This is a genomic window from Paenibacillus roseus, from assembly GCF_016424485.1.
GTDB lineage: Bacteria > Bacillota > Bacilli > Paenibacillales > Paenibacillaceae > Paenibacillus_D > Paenibacillus_D roseus.
On the sequence record NZ_JAELUP010000065.1, the window covers coordinates 308,016 to 323,845 of the forward strand.

At 49.1% G+C, this 15,830-nt stretch carries 20 protein-coding genes; 7 read left to right on the forward strand and 13 right to left on the reverse strand.

Annotated elements, in window-relative coordinates:
- Positions 1-111 precede the first annotated feature (111 nt).
- The 6 genes from JFN88_RS13535 to JFN88_RS13560 form a co-directional block, all read right to left on the reverse strand.
- Positions 112-1,767 carry a putative polysaccharide biosynthesis protein gene (locus tag JFN88_RS13535; protein ID WP_199019817.1) on the reverse strand — a complete coding sequence of 552 codons (1,656 nt, stop codon included), beginning with the start codon at positions 1,765-1,767 and terminating at the stop codon, positions 112-114.
- Between the two features lie 33 nt (positions 1,768-1,800).
- Positions 1,801-2,520 carry a ThuA domain-containing protein gene (locus tag JFN88_RS13540; protein ID WP_199019818.1) on the reverse strand — a complete coding sequence of 240 codons (720 nt, stop codon included), beginning with the start codon at positions 2,518-2,520 and terminating at the stop codon, positions 1,801-1,803.
- Between the two features lie 27 nt (positions 2,521-2,547).
- Positions 2,548-3,033, reverse strand: a complete 486-nt coding sequence (locus JFN88_RS13545) for a DUF456 domain-containing protein (protein ID WP_199019883.1) — start codon at positions 3,031-3,033, stop codon at positions 2,548-2,550.
- A gap of 113 nt (positions 3,034-3,146) precedes the next feature.
- Positions 3,147-3,893: a Cof-type HAD-IIB family hydrolase gene (locus tag JFN88_RS13550; protein WP_199019819.1), complete on the reverse strand. Its 747-nt coding sequence runs from the start codon at positions 3,891-3,893 to the stop codon at positions 3,147-3,149.
- A 216-nt stretch (positions 3,894-4,109) separates the two neighbouring features.
- Positions 4,110-5,261 (reverse strand): transglutaminase domain-containing protein, encoded by a 1,152-nt coding sequence (locus tag JFN88_RS13555; protein WP_199019820.1) that lies wholly within the window; start codon positions 5,259-5,261, stop codon positions 4,110-4,112.
- A gap of 32 nt (positions 5,262-5,293) precedes the next feature.
- Positions 5,294-5,752 carry a hypothetical protein gene (locus JFN88_RS13560; RefSeq protein WP_199019821.1) on the reverse strand — a complete coding sequence of 153 codons (459 nt, stop codon included), beginning with the start codon at positions 5,750-5,752 and terminating at the stop codon, positions 5,294-5,296.
- Positions 5,753-5,951: 199 nt separating this feature from the next.
- On the opposite strand from JFN88_RS13560, the gene JFN88_RS13565 reads away from it, so the two are divergent.
- The 3 genes from JFN88_RS13565 to JFN88_RS13570 all read left to right on the forward strand — a co-directional run bounded on the left by JFN88_RS13565 (position 5,952) and on the right by JFN88_RS13570 (position 7,862).
- On the forward strand, positions 5,952-7,106 hold the full coding sequence (locus JFN88_RS13565) for an MFS transporter (protein WP_199019822.1): 1,155 nt from the start codon (positions 5,952-5,954) through the stop codon (positions 7,104-7,106).
- Positions 7,107-7,226: 120 nt separating this feature from the next.
- Positions 7,227-7,337 carry a sporulation protein YjcZ gene (locus JFN88_RS24555; RefSeq protein ID WP_233167796.1) on the forward strand — a complete coding sequence of 37 codons (111 nt, stop codon included), beginning with the start codon at positions 7,227-7,229 and terminating at the stop codon, positions 7,335-7,337.
- Between the two features lie 150 nt (positions 7,338-7,487).
- Positions 7,488-7,862: a toprim domain-containing protein gene (locus tag JFN88_RS13570; RefSeq protein WP_199019823.1), complete on the forward strand. Its 375-nt coding sequence runs from the start codon at positions 7,488-7,490 to the stop codon at positions 7,860-7,862.
- Here the strand turns inward: JFN88_RS13570 and JFN88_RS13575 are convergent.
- The 3 genes from JFN88_RS13575 to cyoE are packed head-to-tail and all read right to left on the reverse strand — an operon-like array spanning position 7,853 to position 10,294.
- Complete coding sequence (locus JFN88_RS13575) at positions 7,853-8,794, reverse strand: AEC family transporter (RefSeq protein WP_199019824.1); 942 nt, start codon at positions 8,792-8,794, stop codon at positions 7,853-7,855. The two genes, JFN88_RS13570 and JFN88_RS13575, sit on opposite strands and share 10 nt — an antisense overlap.
- The gene (locus tag JFN88_RS13580) at positions 8,794-9,411 is read right to left on the reverse strand and encodes an SCO family protein (RefSeq protein WP_199019825.1); all 618 of its coding nucleotides are present in this window, start codon (positions 9,409-9,411) and stop codon (positions 8,794-8,796) included. The genes JFN88_RS13575 and JFN88_RS13580 overlap by 1 nt, the downstream gene beginning before the upstream one ends.
- 25 nt (positions 9,412-9,436) lie before the next feature.
- Complete coding sequence (gene cyoE, locus JFN88_RS13585) at positions 9,437-10,294, reverse strand: heme o synthase (RefSeq protein ID WP_199019826.1); 858 nt, start codon at positions 10,292-10,294, stop codon at positions 9,437-9,439.
- Between the two features lie 288 nt (positions 10,295-10,582).
- Between cyoE and JFN88_RS13590 the strand changes: the two genes are divergently transcribed.
- Both JFN88_RS13590 and gerQ read left to right on the forward strand, forming a co-directional pair.
- Positions 10,583-11,005, forward strand: a complete 423-nt coding sequence (locus JFN88_RS13590; RefSeq protein ID WP_199019827.1) for a cell wall hydrolase — start codon at positions 10,583-10,585, stop codon at positions 11,003-11,005.
- A gap of 66 nt (positions 11,006-11,071) precedes the next feature.
- Positions 11,072-11,584 carry a spore coat protein GerQ gene (gerQ, locus tag JFN88_RS13595; RefSeq protein ID WP_199019828.1) on the forward strand — a complete coding sequence of 171 codons (513 nt, stop codon included), beginning with the start codon at positions 11,072-11,074 and terminating at the stop codon, positions 11,582-11,584.
- Here gerQ and JFN88_RS13600 read toward each other — a convergent pair.
- Positions 11,581-11,859 carry a hypothetical protein gene (locus tag JFN88_RS13600; RefSeq protein ID WP_199019829.1) on the reverse strand — a complete coding sequence of 93 codons (279 nt, stop codon included), beginning with the start codon at positions 11,857-11,859 and terminating at the stop codon, positions 11,581-11,583. The two genes, gerQ and JFN88_RS13600, sit on opposite strands and share 4 nt — an antisense overlap.
- A gap of 104 nt (positions 11,860-11,963) precedes the next feature.
- On the opposite strand from JFN88_RS13600, the gene JFN88_RS13605 reads away from it, so the two are divergent.
- Positions 11,964-12,950 (forward strand): metal-dependent hydrolase, encoded by a 987-nt coding sequence (locus JFN88_RS13605; RefSeq protein ID WP_199019830.1) that lies wholly within the window; start codon positions 11,964-11,966, stop codon positions 12,948-12,950.
- 140 nt (positions 12,951-13,090) lie between these two features.
- Here the strand turns inward: JFN88_RS13605 and JFN88_RS13610 are convergent, their stop codons facing one another.
- The gene (locus tag JFN88_RS13610) at positions 13,091-13,708 is read right to left on the reverse strand and encodes a DUF2087 domain-containing protein (protein ID WP_199019831.1); all 618 of its coding nucleotides are present in this window, start codon (positions 13,706-13,708) and stop codon (positions 13,091-13,093) included.
- Between the two features lie 336 nt (positions 13,709-14,044).
- Complete coding sequence (locus JFN88_RS13615; RefSeq protein ID WP_199019832.1) at positions 14,045-14,263, reverse strand: alpha/beta-type small acid-soluble spore protein; 219 nt, start codon at positions 14,261-14,263, stop codon at positions 14,045-14,047.
- A 129-nt stretch (positions 14,264-14,392) separates the two neighbouring features.
- Between JFN88_RS13615 and JFN88_RS13620 the strand changes: the two genes are divergently transcribed.
- Complete coding sequence (locus JFN88_RS13620; protein WP_199019833.1) at positions 14,393-14,575, forward strand: DUF5325 family protein; 183 nt, start codon at positions 14,393-14,395, stop codon at positions 14,573-14,575.
- A 29-nt stretch (positions 14,576-14,604) separates the two neighbouring features.
- Here the strand turns inward: JFN88_RS13620 and trpS are convergent, their stop codons facing one another.
- Positions 14,605-15,594: a tryptophan--tRNA ligase gene (gene trpS, locus JFN88_RS13625; protein ID WP_199019834.1), complete on the reverse strand. Its 990-nt coding sequence runs from the start codon at positions 15,592-15,594 to the stop codon at positions 14,605-14,607.
- Positions 15,595-15,830: the final 236 nt, after the last annotated feature.

Sequence of the window (15,830 nt, forward strand, 5' to 3'; positions counted from 1 at the left end):
AAATGATAACAGCACTAATTGTAGCATATCCACTGTTTTTTGGTAACGGGAATTTAGGTGTACGACTATTATATAACCAGCTGAATAATGGCTGTAAACATCATGGAGCCTTTATGGCTGACCCGGTGACGGACTACCTCCCAAACGGCGAAGAAGCAGCGTAAATACTTTGCGCAGCGGTCCCGGAAACGAAGCCACATCCTGCGCAGTGACAATTTTAAGCAGTACAAGCAGGATCAAATAGCTGGCAATCATGGCAAGACCGGAACATGCCGCCGACAGGAAAAACTGCAGCTTGTTCGGCAAAGATTCCAGCAATGTCCTTCCGCCAACGTCCACCGCATAGCCCAGAGTACCCGTAATCGCTACCGTCAGGATATACCGAACCCAGCGCCCACCCAGCACATTAAGACTGACCTCCTTGCGGATAACGCCCAGGTTCAGTGCAGTAATGATAATAAAGCACAATGTAGAAGCGATAATAAGACCGTATACACCAAGAAAAGGCCCAAGTACGATGCTGCCGATCACTTTTACTGCGATGCCTGCAAACGTATGCCGCAATGGACTAGTCTGTTTGCCGATGCCGAACAGCATGGAGTTCGTTGTCATCATCGTAATCTGAAAAATGGTCCCGGCTGTAAGGGCCGCAACAACGGCGCTGCCGCCGGTGCCTTCAAATAAAAATCCGGTGACTGATACTGCGGCAACAGTAAGCGAGAGGGCGGCAGGAATGCCCGTAAACAACACCATACGCATTACGAGCGAGCTTTGGCGCTGGACCTCCGTCATATTGCCGACTGAGTACGCCGATGAGATAACCGGAATAATCGAGGTGCTAAGCGCAATGGCCAAAATCGGCGGGATGCCCGCAATCCCCTGCGCCCTCATCCCCAGCCAATTGAGAGCAGCAAGCGCATCTTCCGGAGAATAGAAAGCACCCGTCACACGGTTGAACAACATGGTGTCAAACATATATAACAGTTGCACGGTCATCGCTGTAATGACAATCGGCACGGACAGCCGAAACAGCTCGCCATAGATTGTTCTCAATTTCAGCTTGGCGACACCGGCGTTTTTCTCATGTTGTATCGTCGCTTGCATAGTCTTGTCCGCCGCATCCTGACGGCGCAGTTTACGGGCATACCAGAGCATGACAAGGAAAGCGCCTACGCTGCCGAGCACGCTGCCAAACGATGCTCCTGCTGCTAGCCATTCACTGTTATAACCGATGGACAGCAATAACAGAGCCAGTCCAACTGCTGTAATCACCCGGAAAATCTGCTCTATGATTTGGGAGATAGCCCCCGCGCTCATGATCTGTCTCCCCTGGAAATAACCGCGCATCATCGCAATCGCGGGGAACAGGAGCAATGAAGGGGCAATCGCTTGAAGTGCCAGCTTCGCCCCTGGATAACCGGAAATCTCAGCAACAATAAACGGTGACAGCACATACAGGAGCACAGCCATTACCATGCCGGAGAGCGCGCCGAACAACAGCGCGGCCCGATATATCTGCTGCCCCTCATGTACGCGTCCCTGCGCATAGCGCTCGGAAACCATCTTGCTGATTGCACTCGGAATACCGCCTGTTGCGATAATAAGCAGAAACAGATACACGTTGTTCGCCTGAGCGAAATAGGTTCCGCCCGCCTCGCCAAGTATACGATCCAGGGGAATTCGTTGGAACAAGCCTAAAAAACGGGCGACCAGAGCGGCGGCCGCCAATATAAGAGTTCCTTTGAGAAGAGAATCTTTCTTTATCATTTCTTATTCATTACCGCCTGTTCTTGCGTCCGGCTAGCCTTTAATCGGCTCCAGCGCTTGATGATGGCCTCTGACAGGGGCCGCCGCTCCCGATGGAGCTGCCCAGCGGACTCCATTGCGGATAACCTGGAGGACTTCAGGATGGTAATAGGTTGGATAAGTCTCATGCCCCGGTCTGAAATAAAAGATTTTGCCCTGTCCGCGATAAAATGTGCACCCGCTGCGGAACACTTCCCCTCCTTCGAACCAACTGACAAATACGAGTTCGTCTGGAGCCGGGATGTCAAAATGTTCTCCGTACATTTCCTCATGCTCAATGGTAATATATTCAGGCAGTCCTGCAGCAATCGGGTGGGACGGGTTAACAACCCACAGCCTTTCCTTCTCGCCGACTTCACGCCATTTCAGATCACAGCTTGTTCCCATCAGGGACTTGAATATTTTGGAAAAGTGTCCCGAGTGCAGCACAATAAGACCCATGCCAGAGAGTACTCTTGCTTTTACACGCTCAACAATGGCATCATCGACCTGATCATGGATTCGATGTCCCCACCAGATCAGGACATCGGTCTGTGCCAGCACTTCCTCCGTCAAGCCGTGCTCCGGCTCGTCCTGCGTTGCGGTTCGAACTTCAATCCCGCCCTCTGCAATTCCTTTGGCAATCGCTTCATGAATGCCGTCCGGATAAATTTTCGCAACAGCTTCGTTGTTCTTCTCGTGGTGGAATTCATTCCATACAGTCACTTTAATCATTGAAGCTATACACTCCCAATCCTTAAATTAGTAAATCAACAGCCACACTACAAACAGGATAATCATCATCAACTGCAAAATAATCTTGACCACTGTACTGGAGAACAGGCCAATGACTGACCCGTACCCGACCTTCAGTGCCTGATTCGAATTGGAGCCGGCAATCAACTCTCCAATAACAGCGCCTATGAAGGGACCAATGAGCAAGCCGAAGCCCGGGATGAGAAACGGTCCAATCAGGATGCCAATCGTACTGCCGATTACGGAGGCCCTGGAGCCGCCGTACTTCTTGACACCCCAAGCGTTGACCGCGTAATCGGCAACAAACAGCACAATGACAATCAACGTCTGCACGGCCCAGAAAAACCAGTTAAACGGTTCGAAGCTGATCATAACTCCGTATACAAAAAAGGCGCCGTAAATGGCTAGCGCTCCAGGTAAAATCGGAAAAATCGCGCCCGCCATTCCGATAGCAAACAGGATGACTACCAGAACCCATCCAACGATTTCCATCATCCCTGCTTCCTCCCTTCAAGCTTCATACTGGCATATGCCTTGTGTCTGCCCGGAGCCTGACAACCGTACAGGATGGACAGGCTCGGGCATCGACTTTGAAGAGTATCCGTTTAAATTTTCACGATATGTTCCAGCACATGAGCAATGCCGTCCTCATTATTGGATACAGTAATGGCATCAGCAGCCTGCTTGACCAGATCTTGCGCATTGCCCATCGCAATGCCGAGTCCTGCTTCCCGGATCGCTGCGATGTCATTGAGACTGTCCCCTACTGCAACCACCTGGGACATATTCAAATTCAGCAGCCCGCATAGTTCTTGCAAGGCGCTGGCCTTGGAGATGCCTCCCGAATTAATCTCCAGATTGGTCGGGGAGGAATTCGATATTTCCAGTCCCCCCCAATTGCTGATTTCCTGAACGATCTCCTCACGCGCTTTATCATCCTTTGTGTCATAACCGAATTTCAACCAATGCAGATCATCCGGCGATTGCCCCGGCTCAAGCCAGTTTTCTCTATTGTATACCTTGTCCACGGTATAGCCCCAAAACCAGGTATCGTACTCTTGTGCCAACTTCAAGAGCGGGCCTATAATTCCTTCATTCAAATACGTACGGCGATAGAGCACATGCGGCCGGTGCCAAATTTCACCGCCATTTACGGTAATCATCGGGGTATCCAACTGCAGCTGCTCTGCATAAGGCAGAGCGCTTTGAAAGCCGCGGCCGGTAGAGAAGCAAACGATCATCCCCGCCTCTCTCGCCTTATGAATCCAAGCTGCATTTTTACTGCTAATTTCACTTGTATCATTGAGCAATGTCCCATCCATATCCAACGCAATCAATTTATATGTCTGCATGAAGCTCCTCCCTCACCTTGCTCTACAGCCATTTTAGCACACTTGCCTAGGTTTAAAAATAGCAAGGAATGCCTCGATTCGCATCAGAACAGGCTTGACTCCAGAGAGAGGGAACCCTGCGGCTGAGAGGATTCTTTCTATATTTAAAAGACGCTCCCGGATAACGTTCCGAAAGCGTCTTTCTCCACTCATCTACCCAGAAATTAAAGGTCTAGATTATACATCGGCAATATGCGTCTCATGGAAATCAGGCGTGTTGAACCAATCCCCCGAGCTTTGCCATGTCGCATCAAGCGGAATCCACTTGTTCTGTTCAGACAACAACACCTCATTCCACGCATGCGGTCCCCAGCCGCCCCGACCGTCGGCGCCGAGACCGGTGACAACGCGCACCTCAAGACCGGAGCTGCGGGCCATCATGGAATAGAGACGCGCCACATCGATACAGACACCCTTGCGCGTGTCGAACGTCTCTTGTGGTGTCTGCTCCTTCCAGACACCACGCTGCTCATAATTGTTGGCTTTGTCCCAATCATAGGCAATTCTGGACCCGATCCATTCATAAAGCGCTCTTGCCTTGTCCTCCTCCTTGTCGATGTCTCTGGTTATATGGAGGGCAGCTTCCCGAATCTGGTTCGGAACATCATAATCAATAATCTCATACTTGCGCTGCAGAACACGCTTGAATTCCGCTTCGACCGCCTGCGCAAGTACCGGTCCCTGCTTCGCCAGCACCTGGCCGGCTGCCCGTTCCATCAGTTCTGCCGACGCTTTCTTATAAAGGGGAGAACTGCTAATATCTGCGACCAGCGGACCGGAAGGAATGAGCGAGACATAAATGAACAGGACCGCCATCAGCATCAGCCCTCTTCCAAGACCATGCAATCCGCCAAGCAGCGCACCGACAATACGGCTTGAAAATTTTGATCCTGCATCTCGCCCCGGCTCCCTGCTTCTTTTCGGGCTGAAAATCAGAGACATCAGCCAAGGAATCAGCTGATTTAACAGGAGGCGGATTACAAAATAACTGATCATAAACAAAATGCCAAAGCGCAGCATGGAGAAATCTCTGATGCCTGTAATGAGCGTATACCAAAGCTGGGTCAGCCCTCCAATTTCACCTTGCGGCAGCTCAATATTGCGCTGAACCAGCCAACCTTGCACAGGGGAGGACAGGAATGAGGCAGCCCTGCCTGCCAGAAGCAAAGCAGCTACCATCCAAATGACATCCATGATGAAAAACACCAGATGCTCCGCCGAGCCGGCCGCCCCGCGCCGAACCCCTTGAAGCAGAGAGAAACCCAAAATAAGGAGGACGATCACAGAAACCAGGTCCACTGTCGCAACCGCCTGAATCCAGTCTTTCATGATGCATCTCCTCCCAAACTGTAAAGCATCTTTTACTTCTTCGAGGCTTCAATCAGACCTTTGATTGTATCGTCAATTTTCCATTTGCCAATCGGAAGGCCTCGCAGGCTTACAGCTACCTCATCTTCTCCTGTTTTGCCGCTCAGTTCGATATTTTTGGTCTTAACCGAGAAGCTGCCGTCGGGATTGGAGGTATAGACCGCCTCACCTGCTTCCTTTTCCATCAAACTCAAGGCTTCCTGCTTGACACTGCCCGTCAAGCTGTCGGTGAACTGATTCCCCATTTCCTTCAGCCCGTCCATGCCGTTCTTAAGGTCTTGAAGATTGTAGCCGCTGTAAACAATGACCACCAAGACAATCACCGCAACAATCGCCCACTTCACAACGGTCTTAACAATTCGCACGACAATAAATAGAATAACGAGTGCAACAAGCAGCATAATCCAATTCTCTTTTAAAAATAAAGACCATGTTTCCCAATTGTAATCCAAGGTTTATATCCCCCTATTTCCCTAAAGTTGCCTAGTACACATTATAACCCACCCGATGCTACCCGTAAACGGACCCAGGTCCAGGACGGACAAGTCTGATCCCGGCAGGCAAAAAGGCGTTTGAACAGACAGTTGGCATAACCCGTCCATTTGCAACGTACAAGTTAATATCTGAGAGGAATCTGAGGAGGGAATTGACTTGAAAACCGCCATCTGGCTATATTTGTTTCTGTTTGTCGCTTTTTTTGATCTCCATGCCCAATACCCGATTCTAACTCCATTCGCCCTGTCTCTAGGCGCGGCCCCGTCCTTTATCGGATTGATGATGGGCTTGTATTCCATTACACATCTGCCTGGCAATCTGATTGCGGGCTACAGCGTAGACCGCTTCGGCAGCCGTCTGTTTATTGTCTTCAGCCTTCTGCTTGCGGGCGTCATTTTGCTGCTGCAATCCCAGGTGACCAATCCTTGGCAGTTGCTCGTACTGCGCTCAATCAGCGGCTTTGTGCTTGCCTTTCTATCCCCTGCTTGCATGGCCATGCTGGCCAAGATGGCAAGGAATCAGTTGGAGCAAGGAAAACTGATGGCCGGCAACGGGGTCGTTCATAATCTGGCCTCCGTTGTGTCCCCGGCGGCAGGTGCTTTCCTGGTCGCCCAAATCGGATTTACACAAGCCTTTTACCTGCTGGGCTGGATACTGATTGTCGTCTCGCTGTGCGCACTGCTGTTTCTGCGTAATGACGCAGACTCCCCTGCCCCATCGGAACCCATGTCGCATACCGAAGCGAAGAGCAAAGCAACGCGCCCGGCTACAATCCCTTGGCTGCTATACAGCTTGCCTGTCGCTATGGCCTGTGCCCAAGGCATTCTGTCCTTTGAGCTGCCGCTCATGGCGTTCAAGTCCGGCGGGCTGATGACGACCGGACTGCTGTTTTCTCTAGTAAGCTTGGGCTCTCTAATTACGCTCAGTATGTTTTTTCTGAATCGCTATTCACCGTACTACCGTTCGATCGGTGGAGCGGTTGTCCTGGCGTTAACCTATTTTTTAATGGCCGCTCATCATGAACTCCCATTATCGGTGATGCTGTTGATGCTGGGCATGGCCAAGGGCGTCATTTTTCCGGCATTGTCTTCCTTGCTTATTGAGCTAAGCGGGGGCCAGCGCTATGGACGAACGTTCTCCATTTTATCAATCGCCTTTTCAATTGGCGCCTTTGCAGGACCGCTGCTCGCCGGACAATTCCGGGAGCTGATATCGCCTTATTTTATCGCCTTCCTTGTTCTGATGGCCGCCATTATAATACTGCCTTTTCACCGGAATCAAGCGGTCTCCGCACGTACCCATTTTACATAATCTAGGTGTTTTCACCACACAGTTTTGCATGACATTCATAACATATCGTATGTTCGATGGACGCAAAGCTTAAGGCAAAGCGCCAACGACAACAACATCTGTTATGAGAGGGTGACTTAAATGTCTTACGTTGACGGTGCTGGTGTTGGTGGAGCTTTCTGGACATCCACAGGTACAATCCTTGTTCTCTTCATTCTGTTGGTCATTATCTCGCGTACAATTTTCTTGTAATATCCCCTATCTCCCTCAGATCTGAACCAAAATGTTCCACCCCCTCTTGGTCTGCTCCGGCAGACCTTTTTTGCCGTTTCGAAAAGAGGCAAGCTGTTACGCCAGCCCAGCGCATTAGGGTACAATAAGGATTACAGGAGGGGTTTACTTATGGATATTGCCATCATCGTGGAAGGAAAAAACGACCGCAGCCGCATACGAAAAGTTCTGCATCAGGACGTTGCAGTCTATTGCACCTACGGGACACCGGGCACCAAACAGATTGCAGTCCTCCAGAAGCAAGTAGGGGATAAAGAGGTTTATTTGTTCATGGACAATGACGCCTCGGGAAAAAAAATCCGGGGGATCCTGAGGGATACCTTCCCTGACGCTATACATATTTACACGCGCCGAGGCTACCCTGGTGTGGAATCAACACCGGAATCGTACTTGATCGAGCAGCTTGAGAAGGCGGGGCTTGAGGAGTACATCCATTATCCGCCTTCAGATGCAAGCCAGCTATGGAGCAAAGAGGATCAAATATGAAGCAGGGAAATAACGAGCGTTACAGAGAAAATACTAAGAAGCGTCGAAGCAAACACAACCTGCGATGAAAATTCAGGCTCATTATCAAATTCAACAGCCAGCAGCACGCTGCTGAGCGACGTCGGGACTGCAGAGGATACGATTAGGGCCGATGCCATCAGCGGCGAAATATGCATCCCGAGCGCATTCATTCCCCACACCACTAGGGCTGCCAGCGCAGGGCCAGCCCCTAGCCGCAGCAGACAGGACAAACCGATATCAACGAAAAGCGGTCTGCTGATCCGCCACTTCATACTGCCAAGTTGTACGCCCAACGTAATTATAGCTGTTCCCAAAAAAGCATTCGCCAAATAATCGATTGGCGTCTGTACAAAGACCGGCAGTTCAACATTCAGGCCGCGCATGGCAAAGGCAATCGGAATGACGTATATAACAGGCATTGAAGCAATCGTTTTCCAAATAAAGCTAGTATTTTTGCGATGCGAATTTACACTGTAAATGCCATATGTATTCGGAATGAGCGACTGCATCATCATAATGAGCACCTGAATTGCCAATGTTTGTGGGTTGCCCGCAAACGCAAGCTGATTCAGCGGAATTCCGTAATTGGCGCTGTTATAAAACAACACGCTGTTGCGCATTGCCGCTCGCTTCCCGCCCTCAAAGCCCCGCAGCCGAATTACAATTTCCGTAACACCGTATTGAAGCATCATAAATAAAAAGAAAAATAGCAGCACAAATCCGATCACAGCCCAGGATACTTCAGTCTCATACAATAAGTTGAAAATGATTGCCGGAGAAAACAGATAAAAGTTCAATTTGGACAGTGTTTTGATATCTAAAGAAAAAGACCGTTGCAGAACGATCCCGATAGCAATCATAACTGACAACGGCAGCAAATTATTTGCCCATATATGTAAAAAAATTTCCATTAATTCGCATCCTGTTCCTTTAACAGCCTCTTGATATCCTTGACCACATCGCCGACCTGAAGCTCCTCATTGGCCTGGATATACTTGCGAACCTCTCCCTGCTGGTCAACCAGAATGAAAAAATTAGTATGCGAAAATTGCTGATCGCTCGTCTTGATCACAGATACACCGTACTGCTGGGCGAGTTCGTGGGTAAAGGCTTCGTCTCCCCGCAGAAACTTCCAGCCTGTAAAATCCGCGTCAAACTTGCCGGCGTATTGTTTAATTCGCTCCGGTGTGTCCCGATTGGGGTCTACTGTAATCTGATGAATTTGAAAATCCTTGCCGAAAGCGCCTTCCTTCACCAGTGCATCTTGGATCTGTGCAAGCTGTGCAGTGGTTGGCGGACATACGTCCGGGCAGTAGGAGAAATAAAAATAATGAAGCCGTACTTTTCCTTGCGTATTCTCAATCGAGACTGTATTGCCATCTGCGTCAGTAAGCTCATAAGCAGGCGCCTGGCCGAGCTTGCGAAGCGGCTCTCCCCCCACATTCAGCGTAGTCAGCAAATAGATGGCCATTAATGCGCATAAAGCAAGAACGGCAATTTTGAATGCATGTTTTCTCAAAAAAATCACTATACTTCAAACCCCTTTCAATAATTCAGACCCATGCGGTATCCAGAACCATCACCAAAAAAGTGACCATCAAGTAGTTGATGGAGATGATAAAATTCGTCTTGGCCCATCTATCCGTATCGACGGCATTCCGGCCGCGAAGCGTATGGATCAGCCATACAATCCCCGCCAGCAGTGTAATCGCCAGATATACAAGCCCAACATGCCCGAAATAATACAAGGCAAGTCCCGACGGAATAAGCAGCAGCACATAAGGAATCATTTGCAGCTTGGTTCGGTCAATGCCTTTCACCACGGGCAGCAGCGGGAAACCCGCGGCACTGTACTCCTTCACGCGGCGGATTGACAATGACCAGAAATGCGGCGGTTGCCATAGGAAAAGCAGCGCGAACAAAATAATAGCGCCGGCGTCAATCGTATTAGTAACCGCGCAATAGCCGATAACAGGCGGCATCGCGCCGGATACTCCTCCAATAGAAGTACTCCAAGTAGAGGTCCGCTTCAGCCACATCGTATAAATGACAATATAGACGAACATGCCGAGCAATCCGAGCCATCCGGTTAACGGGTTGACCAGCGTAAACAAGACAACAACACCCGCAATCCCAAGAATGATGCCGTACCATAACACGACATTCGCGCTGATGCGGCCTGCCGCAGTGGCACGGTCACGCGTTCGTTCCATTTTTTGATCGAGTTCCCGATCCCAGTAGTTATTGATCACGCAAGAGGATGCCATCGTAAGACCGGACCCGATCAGCATATAAAGCAGCAGCAGCCAGTCGATATCCCATTTGGATGCCACCCAAAAGCCGCCAAATCCCGCAATCAAATTCAAGCGAATAATACGGGGCTTCGTCAGCAATATAAAATCCCTTAACACAACGGCGAGCCTCCTAAGCACATACACATTTATAAGCAGAAACGGCCTCCTATTAGGCCGTGCGTCTTTGAACGTACTTAATCATACCGAAAAAACAAGGCTTTGACAATGTTCAGCCCTCTTGTTCATGATTTTGCCTTACTCCTTGTTAACCTGCCGAATGTTTGAAGGAACTTTCGACTATAGGGTGGAACCAATTGGGAGCAGCTTCATACAATAGCATTGTGGTCATTCGCCTATCCTGAAAAAGGGGATTACGATGACGAAAGATTAGCAAGGAGGAAAGCTATGGCGGTTATTCAGACCAACTCAGAGCATGTTAAATTGCTCGCCCGGCTGATGCGCGCGGAGGCTGAAGGCGAGGGCGAGTTGGGAATGCTTATGGTCGGAAACGTCGGGGTAAACCGGGTACGAGGCAATTGTCTTGATTTTCGGAATATTCGAAATATTGAAGATATGGTATACCAAAATCCCGGCGGTTTTGAAGCGACGCAAAAAGGGTACTTCTATCAACCGGCCCGTGACAGCGATATTCGGCTGGCCAGACGCGTCATTAACGGCGAACGCCAGCATCCTGCATCCAACGCGCTCTGGTTTTTCAGACCTGCCGGGGATTGTCCGGACACATGGTACGACCAAAGCAATACCGGACGCTATAAAGCCCATTGTTTTTTTGCTCCAACCGGAGAAGATTGTCCGAACGTTTATTAGTTCGTATTCACTTGAATTCAATCTGTTTTGCCTCATACTTACAGTCCGAAAGCGAGGAAATTGATTATGACTCACGCATACCCATTCCGAAACATTCAGGGAAACTGGGGTTCGCCCTCCTACCATGGAGGCTACTACTCCGTGCCTTACACTGCTCCGACAGTGTCGCCACAATCGGCAGCTGTACCAGTTGCGGCGCAGTCTTCCGCACCGCCTCTTGTTCCAAGCGGAGGAGTCGTCACACCATCGGGGGGCAATATCGTCACTCTCCCTCCTGTTGAGGAATCTTATGTGGAAAATATTCTCCGCCTGAATCGCGGCAAAGTCGCAACCGTATATATGACCTATGAAAACAACCGCGAATGGAATGCCAAAATATTCAAAGGCGTTATACTGGCAGCCGGACGCGATCATATTATTCTGGCCGATCCAACAACAGGCATGCGCTATCTGCTGCTGACCATTAACTTGAACTACATTACATTTGATGAGCCGATTAATTATCAATATCCATTTCAAGGTGGAGTCATCACCAATCAAACACCTATCTCCACAACGAATGCTCCTTCACAAAGCTAAAAGGGCTTAAAAACCCAGGCATGCAGCTTGGAAGCGCCCCCGGATATCCATTCTCCGACAGCCGCAAAGGAAGAATGCTCACTGCAGCGTTCTTCCTTTATTTGCTGCGCTCCCTCCCCCGATTCCGATTGCCACAGCTCAACAAACAGCCCGTGCTGGTCTGTCCCTTCATATATATTCATATTGCTGTACTGACCTTTTGCCTCTTTCATAAAATCCCGGTAGGCATTTAAATAACGATCTTCAATTTTGTATTCTACAAAGCAAATGTACATCAACCTCTTCCTTTCGCTTCATAATCCCTGCCCGAATTGAAAATACTGAAGTTATGCCATGTGTCATTGTACCATGATTAAGGACAAGAAGGAGGCTGAAACGTATGGATTCCGGAACACATCTTGTAGTAGGTCTCGGTCTGGGCGGCCTTGCTACAGTTGATCCGGTTGTAGCCGGTGATCCCATTGTATTCACAGCCGTAATGGCAGGGACGATCATTGGCTCACAGGCCCCTGATCTGGATGGACTGCTTAGAATCAAGAGCAATGCCGCTTACATCAAAAATCACCGCGGGATAACTCATTCCATTCCGGCCATTGCGATCTGGACCGTTCTGATTACTGTCATTCTGCAATTGCTCTATAAAGGCGCTTTGCCTTGGCTTCATGTGCTGGGATGGGTACTGCTTGCCGTTGTCCTGCATGTTGTGACCGATCTATTCAATGCCTATGGCACCCAGGCAATGAGACCTTTTTCGGAAAAGTGGATTTCTTGGAACATCATTCATATTTTTGACCCGGTTATTTTCGCTTCGCACGCCATTGCATTGCTGTTGTGGGCTATCGTAGGAGCCGACCCGCAAATTGTCTTTCCTCTGCTGTACACAGGGCTTGTCATCTATTATATTTGGCGGACATCAGCCAGGCGCATGCTTATGGCAGAGCTTCCGAAGCTTGACCCTGAGCATCAGAGCGGCGAGTCCTATATTCTCATTCCAACCATATCTCTGCAGCGATGGAATTTGATCAAGGTACTTCAGGACAGCAGTTTTGCGATCGGCGAAGTGACCAAAGGCAAACTGAGATGGCTGGATTACGCCAGGTGCTCTTCCCATCCGGCCGTTCATCAGTCCAAAAGCGATTCTTCCGTACAGGCATTTTTATATTTGACCGCCTTTGCCTGCGCAGAGGTCAAGGAGCATCCCTGGGGCTTCGAAGTGCGATGGGCCGATGTGCGCTACCGCCACCGTCAGCAATATCCATTCATGGCAACACTGCTGATGGACAAGGATTACAAGACGCTCGGCTCCTATGTCGGCTGGCTGAGCGATGAGCGGCTGGAGAAACGATTGCGGATGAATACGTATTGACTTCATAAACAAATGGCAAGCATCGGTCTTATCGGGCCAATGCTTGCCATTGCTTTACTAACCTTGGTTTTCAAAGTTACTTCAATGCATAGCTTACGGAATATTTATGGAAACCGTCTCTTGCTCCTAATTTACAAAATTTACCTTAAAATGGAGCTGTAAGAAAGCGTCTCCCATTTGGCCCACATTTCAACTGGGTTAAGCTCGTAAATTTCACGCTCTCTGAACATAAACTGATGCATAATGAACTCCCGCCTGATGGTGGCGAAATCGTCATGGAACTGCTTGATAAATACATTGATTTCTTCTTCGCTGTACTTGCGGCCCTTCTCCAGCTTGGATGCCATATAGGACAGCACAATAAGTTTCTTCTTAAGCTGGGACGGAATACTCTTCAACCTGCCGTCCGCCGTATAGAAATTTTTGATGACCGATTGCTGAATCCGCTGATGTTCTTCCTGCAAGGTGTCTGCCCCTCCTTTATGCTCTCTGTAAATCAGTTCACTGGTAGCTGTTGCGCTGCTGGTGAGAAAATAATGATTGAGGGAAAAATAAATCGTATTTTTAACCCTGCGCTCGTTAATCAGACTGGCTTCCCGCAGCTTGGACGCATGATGCGTGATCGTGGCTGGAGTGACGCTAAGTTTCTCAGCCAGCACCTGTCCGTTCAATTCGCCGTCCGCGAGCAGTATTAAAATCCGAATTCGGGTGGGGTCTGCCAGCGCTTTGTGGTAATTGACCACTTTATCCAATTGCATAAAGAACACCTCTTTAATAAATTTATATATCGTCTAATTAGATATTATTTAAATTAGATAATAAATAAAATTCCATTCGCTGTCAAGCGCTACCCTCTGAGGAACGTCTCCACATTATGTCGAAACATTATGTCGAAACATTATGTCAAAACAAAAACTCCGTCCCGGTTAAGGAACGGAGTTTTTTTGTACCTGCTGCCCGGCTTCTTCCTTGACGGAAAGAAAGACGCAGTGGTACGCTTTTAACAAGATCAAAGCTTGTCAAGCAACAAGCGGCCCCTCTTCATTCTGAAAAGGAACCGTCATTGCTAACTGCTCTGATTATATGGCTTTTACTTAACGGGATTGACCCGCCAGTTGCTGTTCAGCGATTTGTACAAGCTTTCTTGTGATGTAACCACCAAGAGAACCTGCATCACGAGTAGCAACATTACCATAATAACCGTCAGCTGGAATTTGAATGCCCAGCTCTTGAGCTGCCTCATATTTCAGTTGGTTCAGTGCTTGAGTTGCTTGAGGTACTACCAATGTGTTGCTGCTGCGGTTTCCTGCCATGGTAAATTTCTCCTTTCATCCTCTGCAAAATATTGTGATGCAAGCTTGCAAACTTATTATGGTTCGGATGAAGAAAGAATATGCTTGCGAATTCGAAATACTTTGAAATTTTTTTGAGGAGAGATTCAAATGCCCAAATCACTGTCATTATTGTTTGCTGGAGTGTCCGTCATTTTCATGAGCGCGACGGCAGTTTCCCTGAGCCACAACCGCTGGCTTGCCCTGCTTTTCTTCGCTCTGACGATCTTGAATATTGGATACGGATTTGTTGTCAAAGCACGCTATCGGCGCAAACAAGAGCCGCAGCAATAATATTGCCCGGCTCTTGCAAGCTTCCTTCACTATTGTTTAGGCAGTACAAAACCCATCCGTTCCTTCACATCAAGTACAGTCTGATCCGCAATAGCCGCAGCCTTCTCGGCGCCGCTGCGCAATATGTCATGCAGTTCTCCTGAGCTTCTAATCTCATGATATCGCGCCTGCAATGGCTCGATTACGGATACGACATATTCAGCCAGTTCCTTCTTGAACCCTCCGTACCCCTGACCCTCGTAACGAGCTTCAATCTCTTCAATGGATAATCCAGAGCAGTGGGAATAGATGCTTATCAAATTGCTGATTTCCGGCTTTTCTGCCGGGTTGTACTTGACCTCCCGACCGGAATCTGTCGTCGCACGGCTAATCTTCTTGCGAATGACATCCGGCGGATCGAGCAGTGCAATATAGCTGCCTGGATTCGGATTGCTTTTGCTCATTTTTTTGCTGGCGTCATCCAGAGACATAATTCGGGCTCCAATTTTCGGTGTGTACGTCTCCGGCATGGTGAAATAATCGCCATAACGGCTGTTGAAGCGCTGGGCCAAATCTCTTGTCAGCTCCAGATGCTGCCGCTGGTCATCACCTACAGGCACAAGGTCCGCATTATAGATGAGAATGTCAGCCGCCATTAGCGTCGGATAAACGAATAATCCTGTCCCGACAGAGTCCTTGCCTGACGATTTATCTTTAAATTGCGTCATTCTCTCCAGCTCGCCCATATAAGACAATGTAGTAAACAACCAGCCCAGTTCGGCATGCGCCCGCACATGGGACTGCAGGAAGACATTCGCTTTGGCTGGATCAATTCCTGCCGCGATGAACAGCGCAGCTACCGCTTCCGACTGCTCGCGCAATGCCTGCGGCTCCTGCGGAACAGTAATCGCATGCAAATCCACGATCATAAAAAAACACTCATGATCATTTTGCAGCTTTACGAAATTTTGCATCGCTCCGATGTAATTGCCCAGCGTCAGTTGTCCGCTTGGCTGAATGCCGGATAATACCCGTTTCATTTGTTATCAGCCCCTCCATTTTTTTGAACACAAAAAAGACCTCTCGCAAGGGACGAGAGACCGTGGTGCCACCCTTATTCACCTGCATTGGACAAAAAGCCCAAAGCAAGCCTTTATGCTTCATAACGTGAAGCTTCCGGAGAAAAATCCCAGCTCAAGGCCCCATTCAGCAATAGCCCTCTGCACCGGCTCGCAGCATCCGCCGGCTCTCTGCTTGCATCGGAAAAACTATGCCT